Annotated in this window: 14 protein-coding genes; 7 read left to right on the top strand and 7 right to left on the bottom strand. The window is 63.7% G+C overall.

Features of this window, described 5'->3' with window-relative positions; genetic code table 11:
• Positions 1-12: 12 nt before the first annotated feature.
• Positions 13-837, top strand: coding sequence for an iron uptake system protein EfeO (gene efeO / locus GV819_RS12080; protein ID WP_161756313.1), 825 nt, complete (start codon positions 13-15; stop codon positions 835-837).
• A gap of 212 nt (positions 838-1049) precedes the next feature.
• Positions 1050-2252 (top strand): MFS transporter, encoded by a 1203-nt coding sequence (locus GV819_RS12075; protein ID WP_161756312.1) that lies wholly within the window; start codon positions 1050-1052, stop codon positions 2250-2252.
• A gap of 47 nt (positions 2253-2299) precedes the next feature.
• On the opposite strand, the gene pssA is transcribed toward GV819_RS12075, so the two are convergent.
• The gene (pssA, locus tag GV819_RS12070) at positions 2300-3643 is read right to left on the bottom strand and encodes a CDP-diacylglycerol--serine O-phosphatidyltransferase (protein WP_161756311.1); all 1344 of its coding nucleotides are present in this window, start codon (positions 3641-3643) and stop codon (positions 2300-2302) included.
• Positions 3644-3915: 272 nt separating this feature from the next.
• On the opposite strand from pssA, the gene GV819_RS12065 reads away from it, so the two are divergent.
• Together GV819_RS12065 and GV819_RS12060 are read left to right on the top strand one after the other, a co-directional pair.
• Positions 3916-4479 (top strand): TetR/AcrR family transcriptional regulator, encoded by a 564-nt coding sequence (locus GV819_RS12065; protein WP_161756310.1) that lies wholly within the window; start codon positions 3916-3918, stop codon positions 4477-4479.
• 58 nt (positions 4480-4537) lie between these two features.
• A complete protein-coding gene (locus tag GV819_RS12060) occupies positions 4538-5017 on the top strand; it encodes a DUF1348 family protein (protein WP_161756309.1) in 480 nt (159 codons plus the stop codon).
• A gap of 670 nt (positions 5018-5687) precedes the next feature.
• Here the strand turns inward: GV819_RS12060 and sfnG are convergent.
• Positions 5688-6782, bottom strand: coding sequence for a dimethylsulfone monooxygenase SfnG (gene sfnG, locus GV819_RS12055; protein WP_161756308.1), 1095 nt, complete (start codon positions 6780-6782; stop codon positions 5688-5690).
• Positions 6783-7172: 390 nt separating this feature from the next.
• Here sfnG and GV819_RS12050 point away from each other — a divergent pair, with 390 nt between their 5' ends.
• Positions 7173-8408, top strand: a complete 1236-nt coding sequence (locus GV819_RS12050; RefSeq protein ID WP_161756307.1) for an acyl-CoA dehydrogenase family protein — start codon at positions 7173-7175, stop codon at positions 8406-8408.
• 311 nt (positions 8409-8719) lie between these two features.
• Complete coding sequence (locus tag GV819_RS12045) at positions 8720-9499, top strand: TSUP family transporter (protein ID WP_161756306.1); 780 nt, start codon at positions 8720-8722, stop codon at positions 9497-9499.
• Here GV819_RS12045 and nudC read toward each other — a convergent pair.
• The 5 genes from nudC to GV819_RS12020 all read right to left on the bottom strand — a co-directional run bounded on the left by nudC (position 9467) and on the right by GV819_RS12020 (position 14410).
• Positions 9467-10297 carry an NAD(+) diphosphatase gene (gene nudC, locus GV819_RS12040; RefSeq protein ID WP_161756305.1) on the bottom strand — a complete coding sequence of 277 codons (831 nt, stop codon included), beginning with the start codon at positions 10295-10297 and terminating at the stop codon, positions 9467-9469. The two genes, GV819_RS12045 and nudC, sit on opposite strands and share 33 nt — an antisense overlap.
• A gap of 6 nt (positions 10298-10303) precedes the next feature.
• Positions 10304-11116 (bottom strand): crotonase/enoyl-CoA hydratase family protein, encoded by an 813-nt coding sequence (locus GV819_RS12035; protein WP_161756304.1) that lies wholly within the window; start codon positions 11114-11116, stop codon positions 10304-10306.
• 194 nt (positions 11117-11310) lie between these two features.
• The gene (locus tag GV819_RS12030; RefSeq protein ID WP_161756303.1) at positions 11311-12087 is read right to left on the bottom strand and encodes a class I SAM-dependent methyltransferase; all 777 of its coding nucleotides are present in this window, start codon (positions 12085-12087) and stop codon (positions 11311-11313) included.
• Between the two features lie 315 nt (positions 12088-12402).
• Entirely contained in the window at positions 12403-13704 is a 1302-nt protein-coding gene (locus GV819_RS12025; RefSeq protein WP_161756302.1) for an ATP-binding protein, read from the bottom strand.
• Positions 13705-13708: 4 nt separating this feature from the next.
• A complete protein-coding gene (locus GV819_RS12020) occupies positions 13709-14410 on the bottom strand; it encodes a response regulator transcription factor (RefSeq protein ID WP_161756301.1) in 702 nt (233 codons plus the stop codon).
• 202 nt (positions 14411-14612) lie between these two features.
• Between GV819_RS12020 and GV819_RS12015 the strand changes: the two genes are divergently transcribed.
• A complete protein-coding gene (locus GV819_RS12015) occupies positions 14613-15767 on the top strand; it encodes an efflux RND transporter periplasmic adaptor subunit (RefSeq protein ID WP_161756300.1) in 1155 nt (384 codons plus the stop codon).
• Positions 15768-15772: the final 5 nt, after the last annotated feature.

Raw genomic sequence — 15772 nt, 5'->3', positions numbered from 1 at the left:
CGGAAAAGTCCCATGAAAAAGTCGCCTCTCGCTGTGTTGCTGACCCTTGGCTTGCTCCATGCTCCGCTTGCGGCATTCGCTGCCACCGCGCCCCTGGAGCTGGTGGGGCCGATCTCCGACTACAAGATCTACGTCACCGAACAGCTCGATGGGCTGACCAGCCACACCCAGCAATTCACCGACGCAGTGAAAAAGGGCGACCTGGCCACCGCCAAGAAGCTGTACGCGCCGACCCGGGTCTACTACGAGTCGATCGAGCCGATCGCCGAACTCTTCAGTGACCTCGACGCCTCCATCGACTCCCGGGTCAATGACCATGAAAAAGGCGTCAAGGCCGAAGACTTCACCGGCTTTCACCGCCTGGAATACTCGCTGTTCTCGGAAAACAGCACCGAAGGCCTGGGCGAGCTGGCCGACGGCCTGAACAAGGACGTCAAGGACTTGCAGGCTCGCGTCGCCGGCCTGACCTTCCCGCCGGAAAAAGTCGTCGGTGGCGCCGCCGCGCTGCTGGAAGAAGTGGCCGCGACCAAGATCTCCGGTGAAGAAGATCGCTACAGCCACACCGACCTCTACGACTTCCAGGGCAACATCGACGGTGCGAAGAAAATCGTCGACCTGTTCCGTCCGCAAATCGAGAAGCAGGACAAGGCCTTTGTCGCCAAGGTCGACAAGAACTTCGCCGCGGTGAACAAGATCCTCGCCAAGTACAAAACCCCGGACGGTGGTTTCATGACCTACGACAAGGTCAAGGAAGCCGACCGCAAGGCCTTGGTGGGCCCGGTCAACACCCTGGCGGAGGACCTCTCCACCCTGCGCGGCAAACTGGGTCTGAACTGATTCCCTGCAGGGGCGAGCGCGTGTAAAAGCGGGCTTGTCAGCGAAAGCGGCCTTCAGAGTGCGACAAGACTCAGGACGCTCTTCGCTGGCAAGCGCAACGCCACCCGGTCGCTCCTGGCGGGTCATCGCTATCACCGGCATGGATAAAACTGGGCTATCTGGCGTTAACCCTATAACGTTCACCGTCCGATGACCTTCATGGAAGACCGTCTATGTCCCGCTCTACAGCTGCCACCGCGCAGCTGACCGCCACACCCTTCTCCCTGTTGCCGCTGATGGTCGCCTACATGGCTTGCACCATGTCGATGATGGCCTTCGTCTCGCTGATCGGTCCCATCTCCCGCGCACTGCACCTGGAAACCTGGCACGCCGGCGCCGCCGTCACCGTGTCCGGGGTGATCTGGATGCTCCTGGCGCGCCCCTGGGGCCGGGCCAGCGATCGCTTCGGCCGTCGTCGGGTGCTGCTGCTGGGCACCGCCGGCTTCACCCTGGCCTATTGGGCCCTGTGCCTGTTCATCGACCTGTCGCTGCAGATGCTGCCCAGTATTGCCGTGGCCTTTACCGGCCTGATGCTTGGACGCGGCCTGATCGGTGCCTTCTATGCGGCGATTCCGGTGGGCGGTTTCGCCCTGATCGCCGACAACGTCGAACCGCAGCACCGGGCCCGCGCCATGGCCACCCTCGGTGCCGCCAACGCCGTAGGCCTGGTGGTGGGACCGGCCGTGGCCGCGCTGCTGGCCCGCTACAGCCTGAGCCTGCCCTTCTACGCCATGGCGGTGTTGCCGTTATTGGCGTTCCTGGTGCTGCGCTTCAAATTGCCGCGCCAGGAGCTGCACCTCAGGCAGGCCCCGACCCGGGTCCGCCTGAGCGACCCGCGGCTGCACCGGCCAATGGTGGTGGCCTTCATCGCCATGCTCTGCGTGTCGATTGCCCAGATCACCGTCAGTTTCTACGCCCTGGACCGGCTGCACATGAGCCCGGCCGATGCTGCCCAGACCGCGGGCGTGGCCTTGGCCATGGTCGGCGTGGCTCTGATCTGCTCGCAGTTGGTGGTGCGCAGGCTGGAGTGGCCACCCCTGCGGATGATCCGCTACGGCGCCTTGCTGTCTGCCGTGGGTTATGCCGGCAGCATGCTGGTGGACAGTGCCTGGGGCCTGTGGCTGGCGTTCTTTGTCTCGGCGGCCGGCATGGGCGGTATCTTCCCCTCGTTCTCGGCCCTGGCAGCGAATGCCGTAGAAGCTTCGGAACAAGGCGCCACTGCGGGCAGCATCGGCGCCGCCCAGGGTTTCGGCGTGGTCATCGGACCGTTGGCCGGGAGCCTGATCTACGCCATCGAACCACGCCTGCCCTATCTGCTGGCCGCGGTGTTGCTGCTCATGGTGGTGATCTGGCCATACCCGCGCGCCAGGAACTGAACGCCGACTCGGCAGCGGCTACCAGGCCAATGCCGAGCCCCCTGTGATCACAGCATGCGGTAGAACAAGCGCTCGATCCGCACACGGCTGACCCGGCGCAGGAACTTGCCCACGGCCTCGGGGTAGTCCACCAGACTGTCCAGGTACTGGAAGTGTTCGATGCGCCGGGTGTGACGATAGATCTGCTCTTGCTCGGCGCCTCGCGCATCCAGCAACTCGCCCTTGGGATCATCCAGCAACAGGGCGTTTTCCAGGTCCAGGCGAAACGCTCGCGGGTTGAGGTTGTTGCCGGTGAGCAAGGTATAACGCTCGTCGACCCACATGCCCTTGAGGTGGTAGGTATTGTCACCGTCACGCCACAGGTGCAGGTTCAACTGGCCGCTGTCGATCACCTTCTGGTGGCGCTTGGCGAAACGCCGCAGGCTGATTTCGTACAGATAAGGCAGCGCGGCAATCACCTTGAACGGCTGGCTGGGGGGGATATAGAAGTCGTTGGCGGTCTTGTCGCCAACAATGATGTCGATCCGCACCCCACGCTCCAGGGCACGGTTGATCTCCCGGGTGACGACTAGTGGCAGGTTGAAATACGGGGTGCAGATGGTCAGTTGCTGCTGGGCCCCGGCGATCAGTTCGCAGACCACCCGGTTCAAGGGGTTGCCCTTGCCGACCCCGAGCAACGGGCTGACCGACAGCCCGCTCTTGTCCAGGCCACCGGCGGTGGTGTCATAGGTGGCGTGCTTGAGACGGCTGCGCAGGTCACCGATATCGTTACGCAGGCTGCGGGTGCTGGGCAGGTTCGGCAGGTCCAGCCGATGCACCGCCCGCGACTCCACCAGACCGTGCTTTACCAGGTGGTGCATGGAGTCGGCCAGGGCCTGGTTATGCAGCAGGTGATAACGGTCGAAACGGTACTTGTCGAACTTGTGCAGGTACACGTTGTTCAAGCTGGCGCCGCTGTACAGCACGCAGTCATCGATCACGAAACCCTTGAGGTGCAAGACCCCGAACAACTCCCGGGTCTGCACCGGCACACCGTAGATCGGTACTTCGCTGGCATGCGTGCGAGTCATGTCCTGATACCAGGCTGAGTTGCCCGGCTGCTTGCCGGCCCCGATCAGGCCACGCTGGGCCCGCAGCCAGTCCACCACGACCACCACCTCCAGTTCGGGGCGAGCGGCCTTGGCGGCATGCAGGGCATCGAGGATTTCCTGGCCGGCCTCATCCTGTTGCAAGTACAGCGCGACGATATAGATGCGCCGAGTGGCCTGGGCAATTTGCTCCAGCAGCGTGCGACGAAATTCCGCAGCGCCAGTCAGCGTGGTGAAGGCCTCGGCAGCCAGGGGGAAGCTGCGCAGCTTGGGCAGCAAAGAACGTTTGAAAAGCGACGGCATAGGGCTCGCAGTGGCTCAAATCCAAAGAGCGCAAGAGCTTACACCATGGGCCGGCCAGAGTCCCCTGCTTGGCATTTATAAGGCCATCCCTGGCCTATCCGCAGGAGCACTCGGGCGCTGCTCGGCGAGTTGGCGAACAGGCTTGGGGCCTTGTTCCGAGCAGGCGCCACTTTCGCTGGCAGGCCGGTTACTTTCATGACTCGCGAGAAGTATTCGGAGAAATACAAACAACTTGATTGACCAAGGAGAACGATCGTTCTACTCTTTGCCACATGAACGAAATCACTCCCACTGAAACACGCGACATCATCCTCGACGTCACCGAGAAGCTGATCTATAAAAGTGGCATTGCCGCCACCGGCATGGATCTTCTGGTGAAAACCGCCGGGGTTTCGCGAAAGAGCGTCTATCGCTATTTCAACAACAAGGACGAGTTGGTGGTAGCCGCCCTCGAACGTCGCGACCAACGCTGGATGCACTGGTTCAAGACCGAGGTGGACAAGGCCGTGAGCCCAGCGGCGCGCCTACTGGCGCTGTTCGATGTGCTCAAGGAATGGTTCGACTCGGAAGGTTTCCGCGGCTGTGCCTTTATCAACACCAGCGGCGAAACCGGTGATCCCCAGGACCCGGTGCGCCAGGTGGCGAAACAGCATAAACAGAAACTGCTCGACTACGTGCGCGAGCTTTGCCAGGACCATGGCGCAGCGCATCCCTCACAATTGGCGGCGCAGTTGCTGATTCTGATCGATGGCGCCATTACCGTTGCCCTTGTCATGGGCGATCACAGTGCTGCTGATAATGCGCAATGCATGGCGCGCAAGTTATTGGACCTCTGATTGTTTTAAACAAGAGCAACTTGTTTGTTTGAACAACACCTTTCATTGGAGACAGGTCATGTCATCTAACGTACCAACGCGTCCGCCCCTTCCGCCGTTCACCCGCGAGTCGGCCATTGAAAAGATTCGCCTGGCCGAAGACGGCTGGAACTCCCGGGACCCGGAACGGGTATCCCTGGCCTATACCCTGGACACTCAATGGCGCAACCGCGCCGAGTTCGCCCACAACCGCGAAGAGGCCAAGGCATTCCTCAGTCGCAAATGGGCCAAGGAACTGGAGTATCGGCTGATCAAGGAGCTCTGGGCCTTTACCGACAATCGCATCGCCGTGCGTTACGCCTACGAATGGCATGACGACTCGGGCAACTGGTTCCGTTCCTACGGCAATGAAAACTGGGAATTCGACGAGCAAGGGCTGATGGCCCATCGTTTCGCCTGCATCAACGACATGCCGATCAAGGCCAGCGAACGCCAGTTCCATTGGCCATTGGGTCGCCGTCCGGATGACCACCCGAGCCTTTCCGATCTGGGCCTGTAACCGACCCGCGCAACACCTACCCTCTGTAGGAGCTGACTTGCCAGCGAAGGCGTCCGCATGCCTTGCACCAGGCTTTCGGGCCCTTTCGCCGGCAAGCCGGCTCCTACAAATAGCCCGCGCAACAACCACCCTCCCGTAGGAGCTGGCTTGCCAGCGAAGGCGTCTGCATGCCTTGCATCAAGCTTTCGGGCCCTTTCGCCGGCAAGCCGGCTCCTACAGATAGCCCGCGTAACAACCACCACCCCGTAGGAGCTGGCTTGCCAGCGAAGGCGTCTGCATGCCTTGCACCAGGCTTTCGGGCCCTTTCGCCGGCAAGCCGGCTCCTACAGATAGCCCGCGCAACCACCACCCCCCCCGTAGGAGCTGGCTTGCCAGCGAAGGCGTCTGCATGCCTTGCACCAAGCTTTCGGGCCCTTTCGCCGGCAAGCCGGCTCCTACAGATAGCCCGTGTAACAACCACCACCCCCGTAGGAGCTGGCTTGCCAGCGAAGGCGTCCGCATGCCTTGCACCAGGCTTTCGAGCCCTTTCGCCGGCAAGCCGGCTCCTACAGATAGCCCGCGCAACAACCACCACCCCCGTAGGAGCTGGCTTGCCAGCGAAGGCGCCTGTAAGCCTTGCACCAGGCTTCGGGGCTCTTGCGCCGGCAAGCCGGGCCCGGGGCGGGTCACATCAGGCGGCGACTTCCTGGTCCTTGAGCCGGGCCTGGGCTTCCAGTTCGCGCACCAGCGGCAGTACGCGCTTGCCAAAATATTCAACCTCTTCCTGGAAATGCAGGAAGCCCGCCAGCACCAGATCCACCCCCACCGCCTTCAAGGCGACAATCCGCTGGGCTATCTGTTGGGGGGTACCAATCAGGTTGGTCTTGAAACCATCGTTGTATTGCACCAGGTCCTCGAAGCTCGACTTGGCCCAGTTGCCCTCTCCTTCCGGCGAGGCCTTGCCCGCCTGCTTCGCCGCATCGCCAAAGGCATTCACCGCCTCCGGATCGGCCTGGTCGATGATCTCCTGCAGCACTGCCCGGGCCTCTTCCTCGGTGTCCCTGGCGATCACAAAGGCATTCACCCCGACCTTCACCGAATGCTGGTTGGCGGCAGCCTTGGCGCGGATGTCGTCCACCTGGGCCTTGATTCCCTCGACGCTGTTGCCGTTGGTGAAGTACCAGTCGGAGACCCTTGCCGCCATGTCCCGCGCCGCTCGCGAACTGCCGCCCTGGAAGATTTCCGGCTGGCCCAGGGGCTTGGGTTTGAGGCTGTAGTGGTCGAAACGGTAGAAATCCCCCTTGAAGGTGAAGTGATCCTCGCTCCAGACCCCACGCAGGCAGCGGATGAACTCCTCGGAACGGCGATAGCGCTCGTCGTGCTCCAGCCAGTGCTCGCCGATGGCCTGGAACTCACCCTTGAACCAGCCGCTGACGATGTTCACCGCAATGCGGCCATCAGTCAGTTGGTCGATGGTCGCCAGTTGCTTGGCCGCCAGGGCTGGTTGCCAGGGACCGGGCAAGATCGCGGCAATGACCTTGAGCGTGCGGGTGACCGCCAGCAACGCGTGACTGAAGGCCACCGACTCATGCTGGTACTCGGCGCCGTAACCGGCGGTGAAACGGATCTGCGTCAGGGCGTATTCGAAGCCGGCGGCTTCGGCGATCTGTGCCAGCTTGCGGTTGTAGTCGATGCCCCAGTGGGTACGCTGCTCGATCTTGCTCACCACCAGCCCGCCGCTGACGTTGGGCACCCAATAGGCAAATTTGACGGCTTGCTGACTCATGGTTCGGTCCTCAGGACTGGGAAAGGTGCAAGGACCTGAGCAGCAAGCGTGCCAGCGCCAGGAAACCTTGCGCTGAACATCCTTGTAGCGGCCGTTGCAGGCTCGGGCCGGCAAGCCCTGCGGGGGCTGTTCCAAGGGCTGCAAGCGCGACGCCTTGTTCAACGCAGCGCCGCCCGGCGCGGGTATCCGGACACGGCCCGGGCCTGTGGCAACGGCGACAGGCAACCACGCAAACCTGGCGATTTGTTGATGGGCTGTTGCCGGGGCAACAGTTGCCCGCGACACCTCATCACCCTCCCCCAGGTAAACCGGCCCCGCGCATTGCGGCATGCTGTGTGCAATCAGTCTCGACGCGCACTGTCTTTTTCTGCCGAACCCAGGAGCTACACCATGACTGAACACCAGGTAATCAATCCGCTGTCCGTTGGGGTCGACTACGAGGCCCTGGCCGAGCGGTTCCGCCCGATATTCCAGAAAATCGCGGCTGGCGCCGTGGAACGCGAGCACAGCCGCAGCCTGCCCCATGAGCCGATCCAATGGCTCAAGGCATCCGGGTTCGGCGCGTTGCGCGTGCCGCTGGCATATGGCGGTGGCGGCGCGTCCCTGCCCCAGCTGCTGCAACTGCTGATCGAGTTGGCCGAGGCCGACGCCAATCTGCCCCAGGCCCTGCGCGGGCACTTCGCCTTCGTCGAGGACCGCCTCAACGCTCCGCCAGGACCGGCCCGGGACCTGTGGTTCAAGCGTTTTGTCGAAGGCGATATCGTCGGCTGCGCCTGGACCGAAATCGGCACGGTGGAGATCGGCCAAGTCATCACTCAGGTGACCCCGGACGGTGAGAAATGGCGCCTCAACGGCGAAAAGTTCTACAGCACCGGGAGCATTTTCTCTGACTGGATCGATGTCTATGCCCAGCGCAGCGATACCGGCGGCGATGTGATCGCCGCAGTACGTACCCGCCAGCCGGGGATCGAGCAGAGTGACGACTGGGATGGCTTCGGCCAGCGCACCACCGGCAGTGGCACTGCCCGCTTCAAGGACGCCGAAGTGCAGGCGGAGAACCTTATCGACTTCGCCACCCGCTTCAAATACCAGACGGCCTTCTACCAATTGGTGCTGCTGGCGACCCTGGCCGGGATCGGCCGCGCCGCCGTGCGTGACGTGACCCACGAAGTGCGGGTGCGCAAGCGCATCTACAGCCACGGCAATGCGCCCCGGGTCAGCGCCGATGCCCAGGTACAGCAAGTGGTCGGCGAGATCGCCGCCCTGGTGTATGCCGCCGAAGCGGCCACGCTGCGGGCCGCGGTGCCGGCACAACGGGCCTACCTGGCGCGCTTTGCCGGGGATGAGTTCAAGGAACGAGAGGCCAATGTCGCGGCGGAGATCGAATCGGCCACCGCCCAGGTGGTGGTGACCGAACTGATCCAGCGTGCCACCAGCGAGCTGTTCAATGCCCTGGGGGCTTCGGATATTCGCCAGGGCAAGGCCCTGGATCGGCATTGGCGCAACGCGCGAACGGTGTCGTCGCACAACCCGGTGATCTACAAGGCGCGGATTGTCGGCGACTGGCAGATCAACGGCAGCGAGCCGCCTTTTGTCTGGCAGATCGGCAACGGCCCGCAGCGCTGACCTCAGGCCCGGCTCCTGCAATGAATCTGCGCTGTACCGCTCTGTAGGAGCTGGCTTGCCAGCGAAGGCGTTATCCGCACAGGCGCTCGGCTCAGGGGCCCCTTCGCCGGCAAGCCGGCTCCTACAATGAATTCGCGTTGCACCGCTCTGTAGGAGCTGGCTTGCCAGCGAAGGCGTTATCCGCACGGGCGCTTGGCTCAGGCGGCATCAGACCAAGGTCGAGGCGGTCGCGCAGCGGGCGGGGTTGCGGGTAATATGGCGCTCGTTCGGGCAGCCCCCTTTGCCCTTCCCGCCAAAAATAAGCCGAATCCATGCCTTTCGAACTCAGCGTTGACCTGACCACCCTCGCCATTCTCGCCGTCGTCGCCTTCATCGCCGGGTTCATCGACGCCATTGCCGGTGGTGGCGGCCTGCTCACCACCCCGGCCCTGCTCACCGCCGGCTTGCCGCCGCATCTGGTGCTGGGCACCAACAAGCTCAGTTCGACCTTCGGCTCGGCTACCGCCAGTTTCACCTTCTATCGCCGCAAGCTGTTCCACCCCAGGCAGTGGACCCACGCCATCGTCGGCACCCTGGTGGGCGCGCTGGCGGGGGCCATCGTCGCCCATTACCTGCCGGCGGAATGGCTGAACAAGATGCTTCCGGTGATTGTCTTTGCCTGTGGCCTGTACTTGCTGTTCGGCGGTACACCCAAGGCGCCGTTGGACAGTGACGCGCCGATCAAGAAGAAATGGCAGTCGAGCCAGGGCTTCAGCCTGGGCTTCTACGATGGCGTGGCAGGCCCGGGCACCGGTGCGTTCTGGACCGTCAGCAGCCTGCTGCTCTACCCCATCGACCTGGTCAAGGCCAGCGGCGTGGCCCGCAGCATGAACTTCGTCAGCAACATTGCGGCGCTGTCGGTGTTCGTGTTCTCCGGCCAGGTGGACTGGATCATCGGCCTGAGCATGGGCCTGTCGGTGATGGTCGGGGCGTTCTTCGGTGCACGCACCGCCATCAGCGGTGGTGCCAAGTTCATTCGCCCGGTGTTCATCACCGTGGTCCTGGGATTGACCGTGCGCCTAGCCTGGCAGCACTGGTTCAGCGTGGCCTAGGCGCCGCGCCACATAGAGGTCGATCAGATAACGGGCGATCGAGCGCGAGGCCGGCAACGGCGGCAGCGCGTGGACGTTGAACCACTGGGCGTCCTCGATCTCGTCTTCCTGCGGGACAATGTCGCCGCCGGCGTATTCGGCATGGAAACCCAGCATCATCGAGTGGGGAAACGGCCAGCACTGGCTGCCAACGTACTGGATATTCTTGACCTCGATGCTCACCTCTTCGCGCACCTCGCGGATCAGGCAATCCTCCGCCGACTCGCCGGGTTCGGCAAAGCCCGCCAGGGTGCTGTAGACCCCGGTGACGAAGCGCGGCGAACGGGCCAGGAGGATTTCGTCGCCACGGGTGATCAGCACGATCATGCTCGGTGAGATACGCGGGTAAGCGCGCAGGTCGCAAGGCTGGCAATACATCGCCCGCTCCCCCGGCACCTGGGCCATGGCCCGGCCACAACTGCCGCAGAAACGATGCTCCCGGGCCCAGGTGCCGATCTGCGCGGCATAACCCAGGACCTTGTACAGGGTATGGTCGCCCTCCAGCATGAAGGCCCGCAGGCCTTTCCAGCCGCAACCCGGCACCTCGGCGCGGGCGCTCAGCTCCAGCAGGTACACCGGCTCGCCATCCAAGTGGCCGATGCCGTGTTCCGCCAGCAGCGGCAGGTCCTGGCCCTTGAGCCAGTGCCGGGGGAACAGCGCGCCGTTGTCGTCATAGAGAAAACCGTCCGGGCCACGGGCCACGGCCCAGCCGCCGGGAAGGTCGATATCCAGTACTGCGGTGGTCCAGCGTTCAATCATCGTCAATCAATCCAGAAATTCGGGTTTCTGTTTGCTCATGTGGGCGGCGATGGCCACGCGCAGGTCATTGGACTGCAGCATGGCGGCGTTCCAGGTGGCGACATATTCCAGGCCGTCATCGATACGGTGGTCGCGCATGAAGCTGAGCATTTCCTTGGTCCCGCTGATCGCAATCGGCGACTTGGCGGCAATCTCCCGGGCAATCTCCATGACCCCGTCCAGCAAACTGGAGGCATCGCTGTAGGTGCGATTGACCAGGCCGATGTTGCGCGCTTCCTCGGCACCGAAGGTGCGCCCAGTGTAGGCCAGCTCACGCAGCATGCCGTCGCCGATGATCCGCGGCAAGCGTTGCAGCGTGCCGACATCCGCAGCCATGCCGATGTCGATTTCCTTGATCGAGAACTGTGCATCATCAGCCGCGTAACGCATGTCGCAGGCGCTGATCAGGTCGATGGCACCGCCCAGGCAATAACCCTGGATCGCCGCCAGCACCGGCTTGCGGCAGTTGTCCACGGCGGTGAAGGAAGCCTGCAACTGGAAGATCTTGCGCCGCAGCAGGCGTGCATTGCGCCCCACATCCTTGCCCAGTTCATTGGCCACGCCGGCCAGCATCATCAGGTCGATGCCCGAGGAGAAATGCTTGCCAGCGCCGCTGAGTACCACCACCCGCACGGCATCGGTGTCGTCGATCCATTGGAAGATCTCGACGATCTCGCTCCAGAACGCGGCATTCATGGCGTTGATCTTTTCCGGGCGGTTGATCTGCACATGGGCGATGTTGTCAGCGAGTTCGACGCGAAAGGCTTGGTATTCGGACATGGCAGTGATCCTTTACTGGGCAGAAAATGAGGCCGAACTATAGCAAGTGGCAGTGGCGAGCCGTAAGGCAGCGCATTGGCCAAAAGCGGGACTGGGCATCGCCCCGCAAGAACCGGCTGCCGGCGAACAAGCCTCCGGCCCTGTCGCTGGCAAGCCCGCGCCCAGGGCAATTGGCCGTGGTTTCGCGGCTGGGTTCAGCCCTGCTTGATGCAGTGGAAGGCGGCGGTCTCATAGGGCACCGTGACTTGGGCCTTGCCGCGCAAATCGGGCTCGCTGTCGATCAGCGCGGCGATCTGCCGGTCCACGGCGTCGCGCTCGGCCTGGGGCAAGGCGGCGATGAAGCTGGTGGAACGCACGCGGTTGAAGATCACGTCTTCCGGCGTGCCGCTGTGGCCCTGGCTGAAGTGCTGCTCCTGCAACGCTCCGAACCCCGGGTGGGGAAAGGTCTGGCGCCAGGCGCCGGTGTAATAGCGCGGGGTGTCGCCCTGCAAGGCATTGACCATGGCGTCCAGGCGCGCCACCCAGGGCACCCGGCCATCGCGCAGGTTCCACACCAGGGCCAGCTTGCCAGCGGGCTTGAGCACGCGATGAATCTCGTCCAGCGCCGCGCGGCTGGCGAACCAGTGGAAGGCCTGGGCACAGACCAGCACGTCCACCGAAGCATCCTTCAGGGGCAGCGACTCGGCACTGCCCTCCAGGGCCTGGGCCTCGGGCTGGGCGGCGGCCAGTTTCGCGCGCATCTGCGTCACCGGCTCAATGGCGATCACCTGGGCCCCGGTGGCCAGCAAGCGGCCAGTGAACTTGCCGGTGCCGGCGCCCAGGTCCACCACCACCCTGCCCGGCCCCAGGCCCAGCGTCTCCCGCAGCCAGGGGTCGAGGGCTGACGGATAGTCCGGCCGACCGCGCGCATAGGTATCGGCGGCCTGTTGATAGCCGTCGGCCGCCGCCTGATGAATCGCCTGATCGTTCATGGGTGAACCTCCTCATAGCGCGGGTGAGTGGCGGGCAGGATAAACCCGGACCTGCAGCAGACCGCATGAAATTCCTGTCAGTTGCATCCTCGCTGCAGGAGCTGGCTGTAGGAGCTGGCTTGCCAGCGAAGGCGTCGGCACAGGCGATGCAGGGCTCAAGGGCCTCTTCGCCGGCAAGCCGGCTCCTACAAGGACGGCGCCGATATTGCGCCAGCCGTAGGAGCTGGCTTGCCAGCGAAGGCGTCCGCCCAGGCGATGCAAGGCTCAAGGGCCTCTTCGCCGGCAAGCCGGCTCCTACGGGCGTGCGCTGTGGATTCAGACTCTGGGCGACGGCAGGCTCAGGCGGAAACGTGCGCCCCCCAGCGGCGACGCTTCCACTGTCAGAGTGCCGTCCTGGGCCTCCAGCGCTCGACGGCTGATGGCCAGCCCGAGGCCGAAGCCGCCGGTGGAGCGGTCGCGACTGCGATCCAGGCGATAGAAGGGTTCGAACACCCGCTCGCGCTCATCGTCGGGAATGCCGATGCCGTCGTCGTCGACCCAGATCTCACATCCGGAATCGCTCACCAGCACCCCGACCTGGATGCGTTTCTCGCAGTAGCGGGTGGCATTGCGCAACAGGTTCTGCAAGGCCCGGGCGGTCAAGCGTGGGTCCAGGGCGAAGCGTTCCAGGGTGCCATGCAGCAGCACATCGATGACGATGTCCGACTCCAGTTCATCGTCGAGGCTGCCCAGGATGCTGTCGATGAACTCGTCCAGGGACACCTCGATCTGCTCTGGCAGGCATGCCGGGTTCTGCAGGCGGCTGTAGGACAGCAGTTCCAGCACCAGTTCATCCAGCTCGCGGATGTGCGCCACCAGCCCCTGCAAACGCTCGCGGCTGGTGCTCGGCAAGTCGTCGGAGAGCACCAGGGCCAGGCCGAAATCCAGCCGGGTCAGGGGCGTGCGCAACTCGTGGGACACCGCATTGAGCAGGTCGCGCTGCTGGTTCAGGAGTTTCTCGATGTCCCCAGCCATGGTGTCGAACACCCGAGCCAGGCTGCCGATGTTGGAGCGTGCGGGCAACTGCGTGCGCTCACTCAGATGGCCTTTGCCGAAGCGCTCAGCGGTGCCTTTCAAGCGTTCCAGATCACGCCAGTGCGGCCTGACCCAAAGCAGCAGGCACGCCAGCAACACGGCAACGATCAGCACGTTAATGGCCCAGTACAGCAGGTTGACGTCCAGTGGGTCCGGCGGCACCACCAGTTTCACTGCCAACTGCTCATCCAGCGGCGACACCGCCAAGGTGCGCCACCCCCAATCACCCAGGCGCACGACCTTCTCGCCGCGCTGCAGGCGTTCGCGCTCGTAGGTGCTGAAGTCCGGGTCGTCGATGCGCACCAGGGCCACTTGCAGCGGGTGGAACTCCTGGTCCATTTCCTTGACCAGGGACGGCCACTGCGCTGCCGGTATGGCACGGAACTGCTTGACGATCAGCCCCTGCAAGCCCCGGGACTGATCCAGGTTGTAGTCCACGAAACGCTCATGGAAGACCTTGATCACCAGGTCGGGAATCAGATAGATCGCGGCACTGAAGGCAACAATGGTGATCAGGTACAGGCGGACCAGGATGCGCAGCATGAAATCAGCATTCCCACTCGGAACGGCTGAACAGGTAGCCCTTGCCCCACACGGTCTTGATCTTGCGCGCCTCGCCGGCGTGATCGTCGAACTTGCGCCGCAACTTGGAGATCGCCACGTCCACCGAGCGATCGGTGCCGTTGAACTCGATGCCCCGCAGGCGCTGGAGGATCTGGTCGCGGCTCAGCACCTCGCCGGCATGCCGGGCCAGCACCACCAGCAGGTTGTATTCACCGCTGGACAGTTCCACCAACTGATCGCGCCAGGTCACGGTGCGCTCCGACAGGTCGATGCACAGGTTGCCCATGAGGATCTGGTCGCTGGCGCTCTGCGGCTCACTGAGGCTGCTGCGGCGCAATAACGTACGAACCCGGGCCAGCAGCACTCGCGGTTCGCAAGGTTTTGTCACATAGTCGTCGGCGCCCATTTCCAGACCCAGCACCTGATCGTGGCTATCATCGCGGGCGGTCAGCATCAGGATCGGCAAGGTGGCCGAGTCGGCCCGCAATAATCGGCAGACTTGCAGGCCATCCAGCCCCGGCAGCATCAGGTCGAGGATCACCAGGTCCGGTGGGCTGACCTTCGCCCGCTCCCGCACCTGGTCGCCGCGACTGATCACGCTGACCTGATAACCGTTGCGTTCCAGGTAGCTGGCGATCAGTTCGGAGAGCGCGGTGTCGTCTTCGACGAGAAGAATGTTGGGCATGACGAGAGGTCTTTATTGAAGAAGTACAGAATACCGGCGTTCTTTATAAAGCACCGGGCAAAACCAGCAAGGCGCCAAGGATATACAACACTGGCCACCCAGGCGCGCCCGCTTCACACTTTTTCACACAGCACCTACACAGCTTCACAGCGGGCCTTGACCCATGCCCTTAGCATGCCGAGGTCATTATTGGGGTATCAGCATGTCGAATAAACTCTTTGCGCCACTCTGCCTGATGGTTCTGGCAGCGGCGCTGAGCGCCTGCGGTAAAACCGAGGGCGAGCAGACACCACCTCCGGCCAAGGTACGGATCGAAACGGTCCAGAGCCAGGCACTGTCCATCACCAGCGAACTCAGCGGGCGGATCGCCGCACCGCGGATCGCCGAAGTCCGCGCCCGGGTTGCCGGGGTAGTACTGCAGCGGACCTTCCGCGAGGGCTCCGACGTCAAGCAGGGTGAGGTGCTGTTTCGCATCGATCCGGCACCGTTCAAGGCCGATCTGGACAGCGCCCAGGCCAGCCTGCGCAAGGCCGAGGCCACCGCGTTCCAGGCGCGCCTGCAGGAACAGCGCTATTCCAAGCTGATCGCCGACCAGGCCATCAGCGGCCAGGAGTACGACAACGCCCGGGCCGCTGCGCGCCAGGCCGACGCCGAAGTCGCGGCCAACCAGGCGGCGGTACAGCGCGCCAAGCTCAACCTTGGCTACGCCACCGTTACCGCGCCGATTTCCGGTCGTATCGGCCGCGCCCTGGTCACCGAGGGCGCCCTGGTAGGCCAGAACGAAACCACACCGCTGGCGCTGATCCAGCAACTGGACCCGATCCATGCCGACCTGACCCAGTCCACCCGTGAGCTCAACGAACTGCGCCGGGCCTTCCGCGCCGGCCAGTTGCAGCAAGTCGGCAAGGACCAGGCCAAGGCCACGCTGATCCAGGACGACGGCAGCCTCTATCCGCTGCCGGGCAAGCTGCTGTTCGCCGACATCAGCGTCGACCCGAGCACCGGACAGATCATCCTGCGCAGCGAGTTCCCCAACCCGGACCTCGACCTGCTGCCCGGCAGCTTCGTTCGCGTGCGCCTCGAGCAGGCCGTCAACCAGCAGGGCATCAGCGTGCCGCAACGGGCCATCCAGCGCGACAGCGCCGGCATCGCCCAAGTGTTGCTGGTGGACGCCGAGAACCACGTGGCGCAACACCCGGTGCAACTGGGTGGGGTGCAAAACGACCGCTGGATCGTGACCGAGGGCCTCAAGCCTGGCGACCGCGTGATCGTCGAAGGCCTGCAGCACGCCCGTCCCGGGGAGCGCGTCGAGATCGACGACAGCCCTGTTCCGCTCGCCCAGAATCCTGGCCAGTAGGTAGT

Source organism: Pseudomonas sp. Fl5BN2, assembly GCF_009908205.1.
Classification (GTDB): Bacteria; Pseudomonadota; Gammaproteobacteria; order Pseudomonadales; family Pseudomonadaceae; genus Aquipseudomonas.
Note: the sequence above shows the minus strand (reverse complement) of the source record. Positions and strands in the feature narration are given on the sequence as shown.

Bases quoted from the DNA above. Each gene is read 5' to 3' on its own strand.
- efeO (WP_161756313.1), top strand. From the start codon at position 13: ATGAAAAAGTCGCCTCTCGCTGTGTTGCTGACCCTTGGCTTGCTCCAT.
- GV819_RS12075 (WP_161756312.1), top strand. From the start codon at position 1,050: ATGTCCCGCTCTACAGCTGCCACCGCGCAGCTGACCGCCACACCCTTC.
- pssA (WP_161756311.1), bottom strand. From the start codon at position 3,643: ATGCCGTCGCTTTTCAAACGTTCTTTGCTGCCCAAGCTGCGCAGCTTC.
- GV819_RS12065 (WP_161756310.1), top strand. From the start codon at position 3,916: ATGAACGAAATCACTCCCACTGAAACACGCGACATCATCCTCGACGTC.
- GV819_RS12060 (WP_161756309.1), top strand. From the start codon at position 4,538: ATGTCATCTAACGTACCAACGCGTCCGCCCCTTCCGCCGTTCACCCGC.
- sfnG (WP_161756308.1), bottom strand. From the start codon at position 6,782: ATGAGTCAGCAAGCCGTCAAATTTGCCTATTGGGTGCCCAACGTCAGC.
- GV819_RS12050 (WP_161756307.1), top strand. From the start codon at position 7,173: ATGACTGAACACCAGGTAATCAATCCGCTGTCCGTTGGGGTCGACTAC.
- GV819_RS12045 (WP_161756306.1), top strand. From the start codon at position 8,720: ATGCCTTTCGAACTCAGCGTTGACCTGACCACCCTCGCCATTCTCGCC.
- nudC (WP_161756305.1), bottom strand. From the start codon at position 10,297: ATGATTGAACGCTGGACCACCGCAGTACTGGATATCGACCTTCCCGGC.
- GV819_RS12035 (WP_161756304.1), bottom strand. From the start codon at position 11,116: ATGTCCGAATACCAAGCCTTTCGCGTCGAACTCGCTGACAACATCGCC.
- GV819_RS12030 (WP_161756303.1), bottom strand. From the start codon at position 12,087: ATGAACGATCAGGCGATTCATCAGGCGGCGGCCGACGGCTATCAACAG.
- GV819_RS12025 (WP_161756302.1), bottom strand. From the start codon at position 13,704: ATGCTGCGCATCCTGGTCCGCCTGTACCTGATCACCATTGTTGCCTTC.
- GV819_RS12020 (WP_161756301.1), bottom strand. From the start codon at position 14,410: ATGCCCAACATTCTTCTCGTCGAAGACGACACCGCGCTCTCCGAACTG.
- GV819_RS12015 (WP_161756300.1), top strand. From the start codon at position 14,613: ATGTCGAATAAACTCTTTGCGCCACTCTGCCTGATGGTTCTGGCAGCG.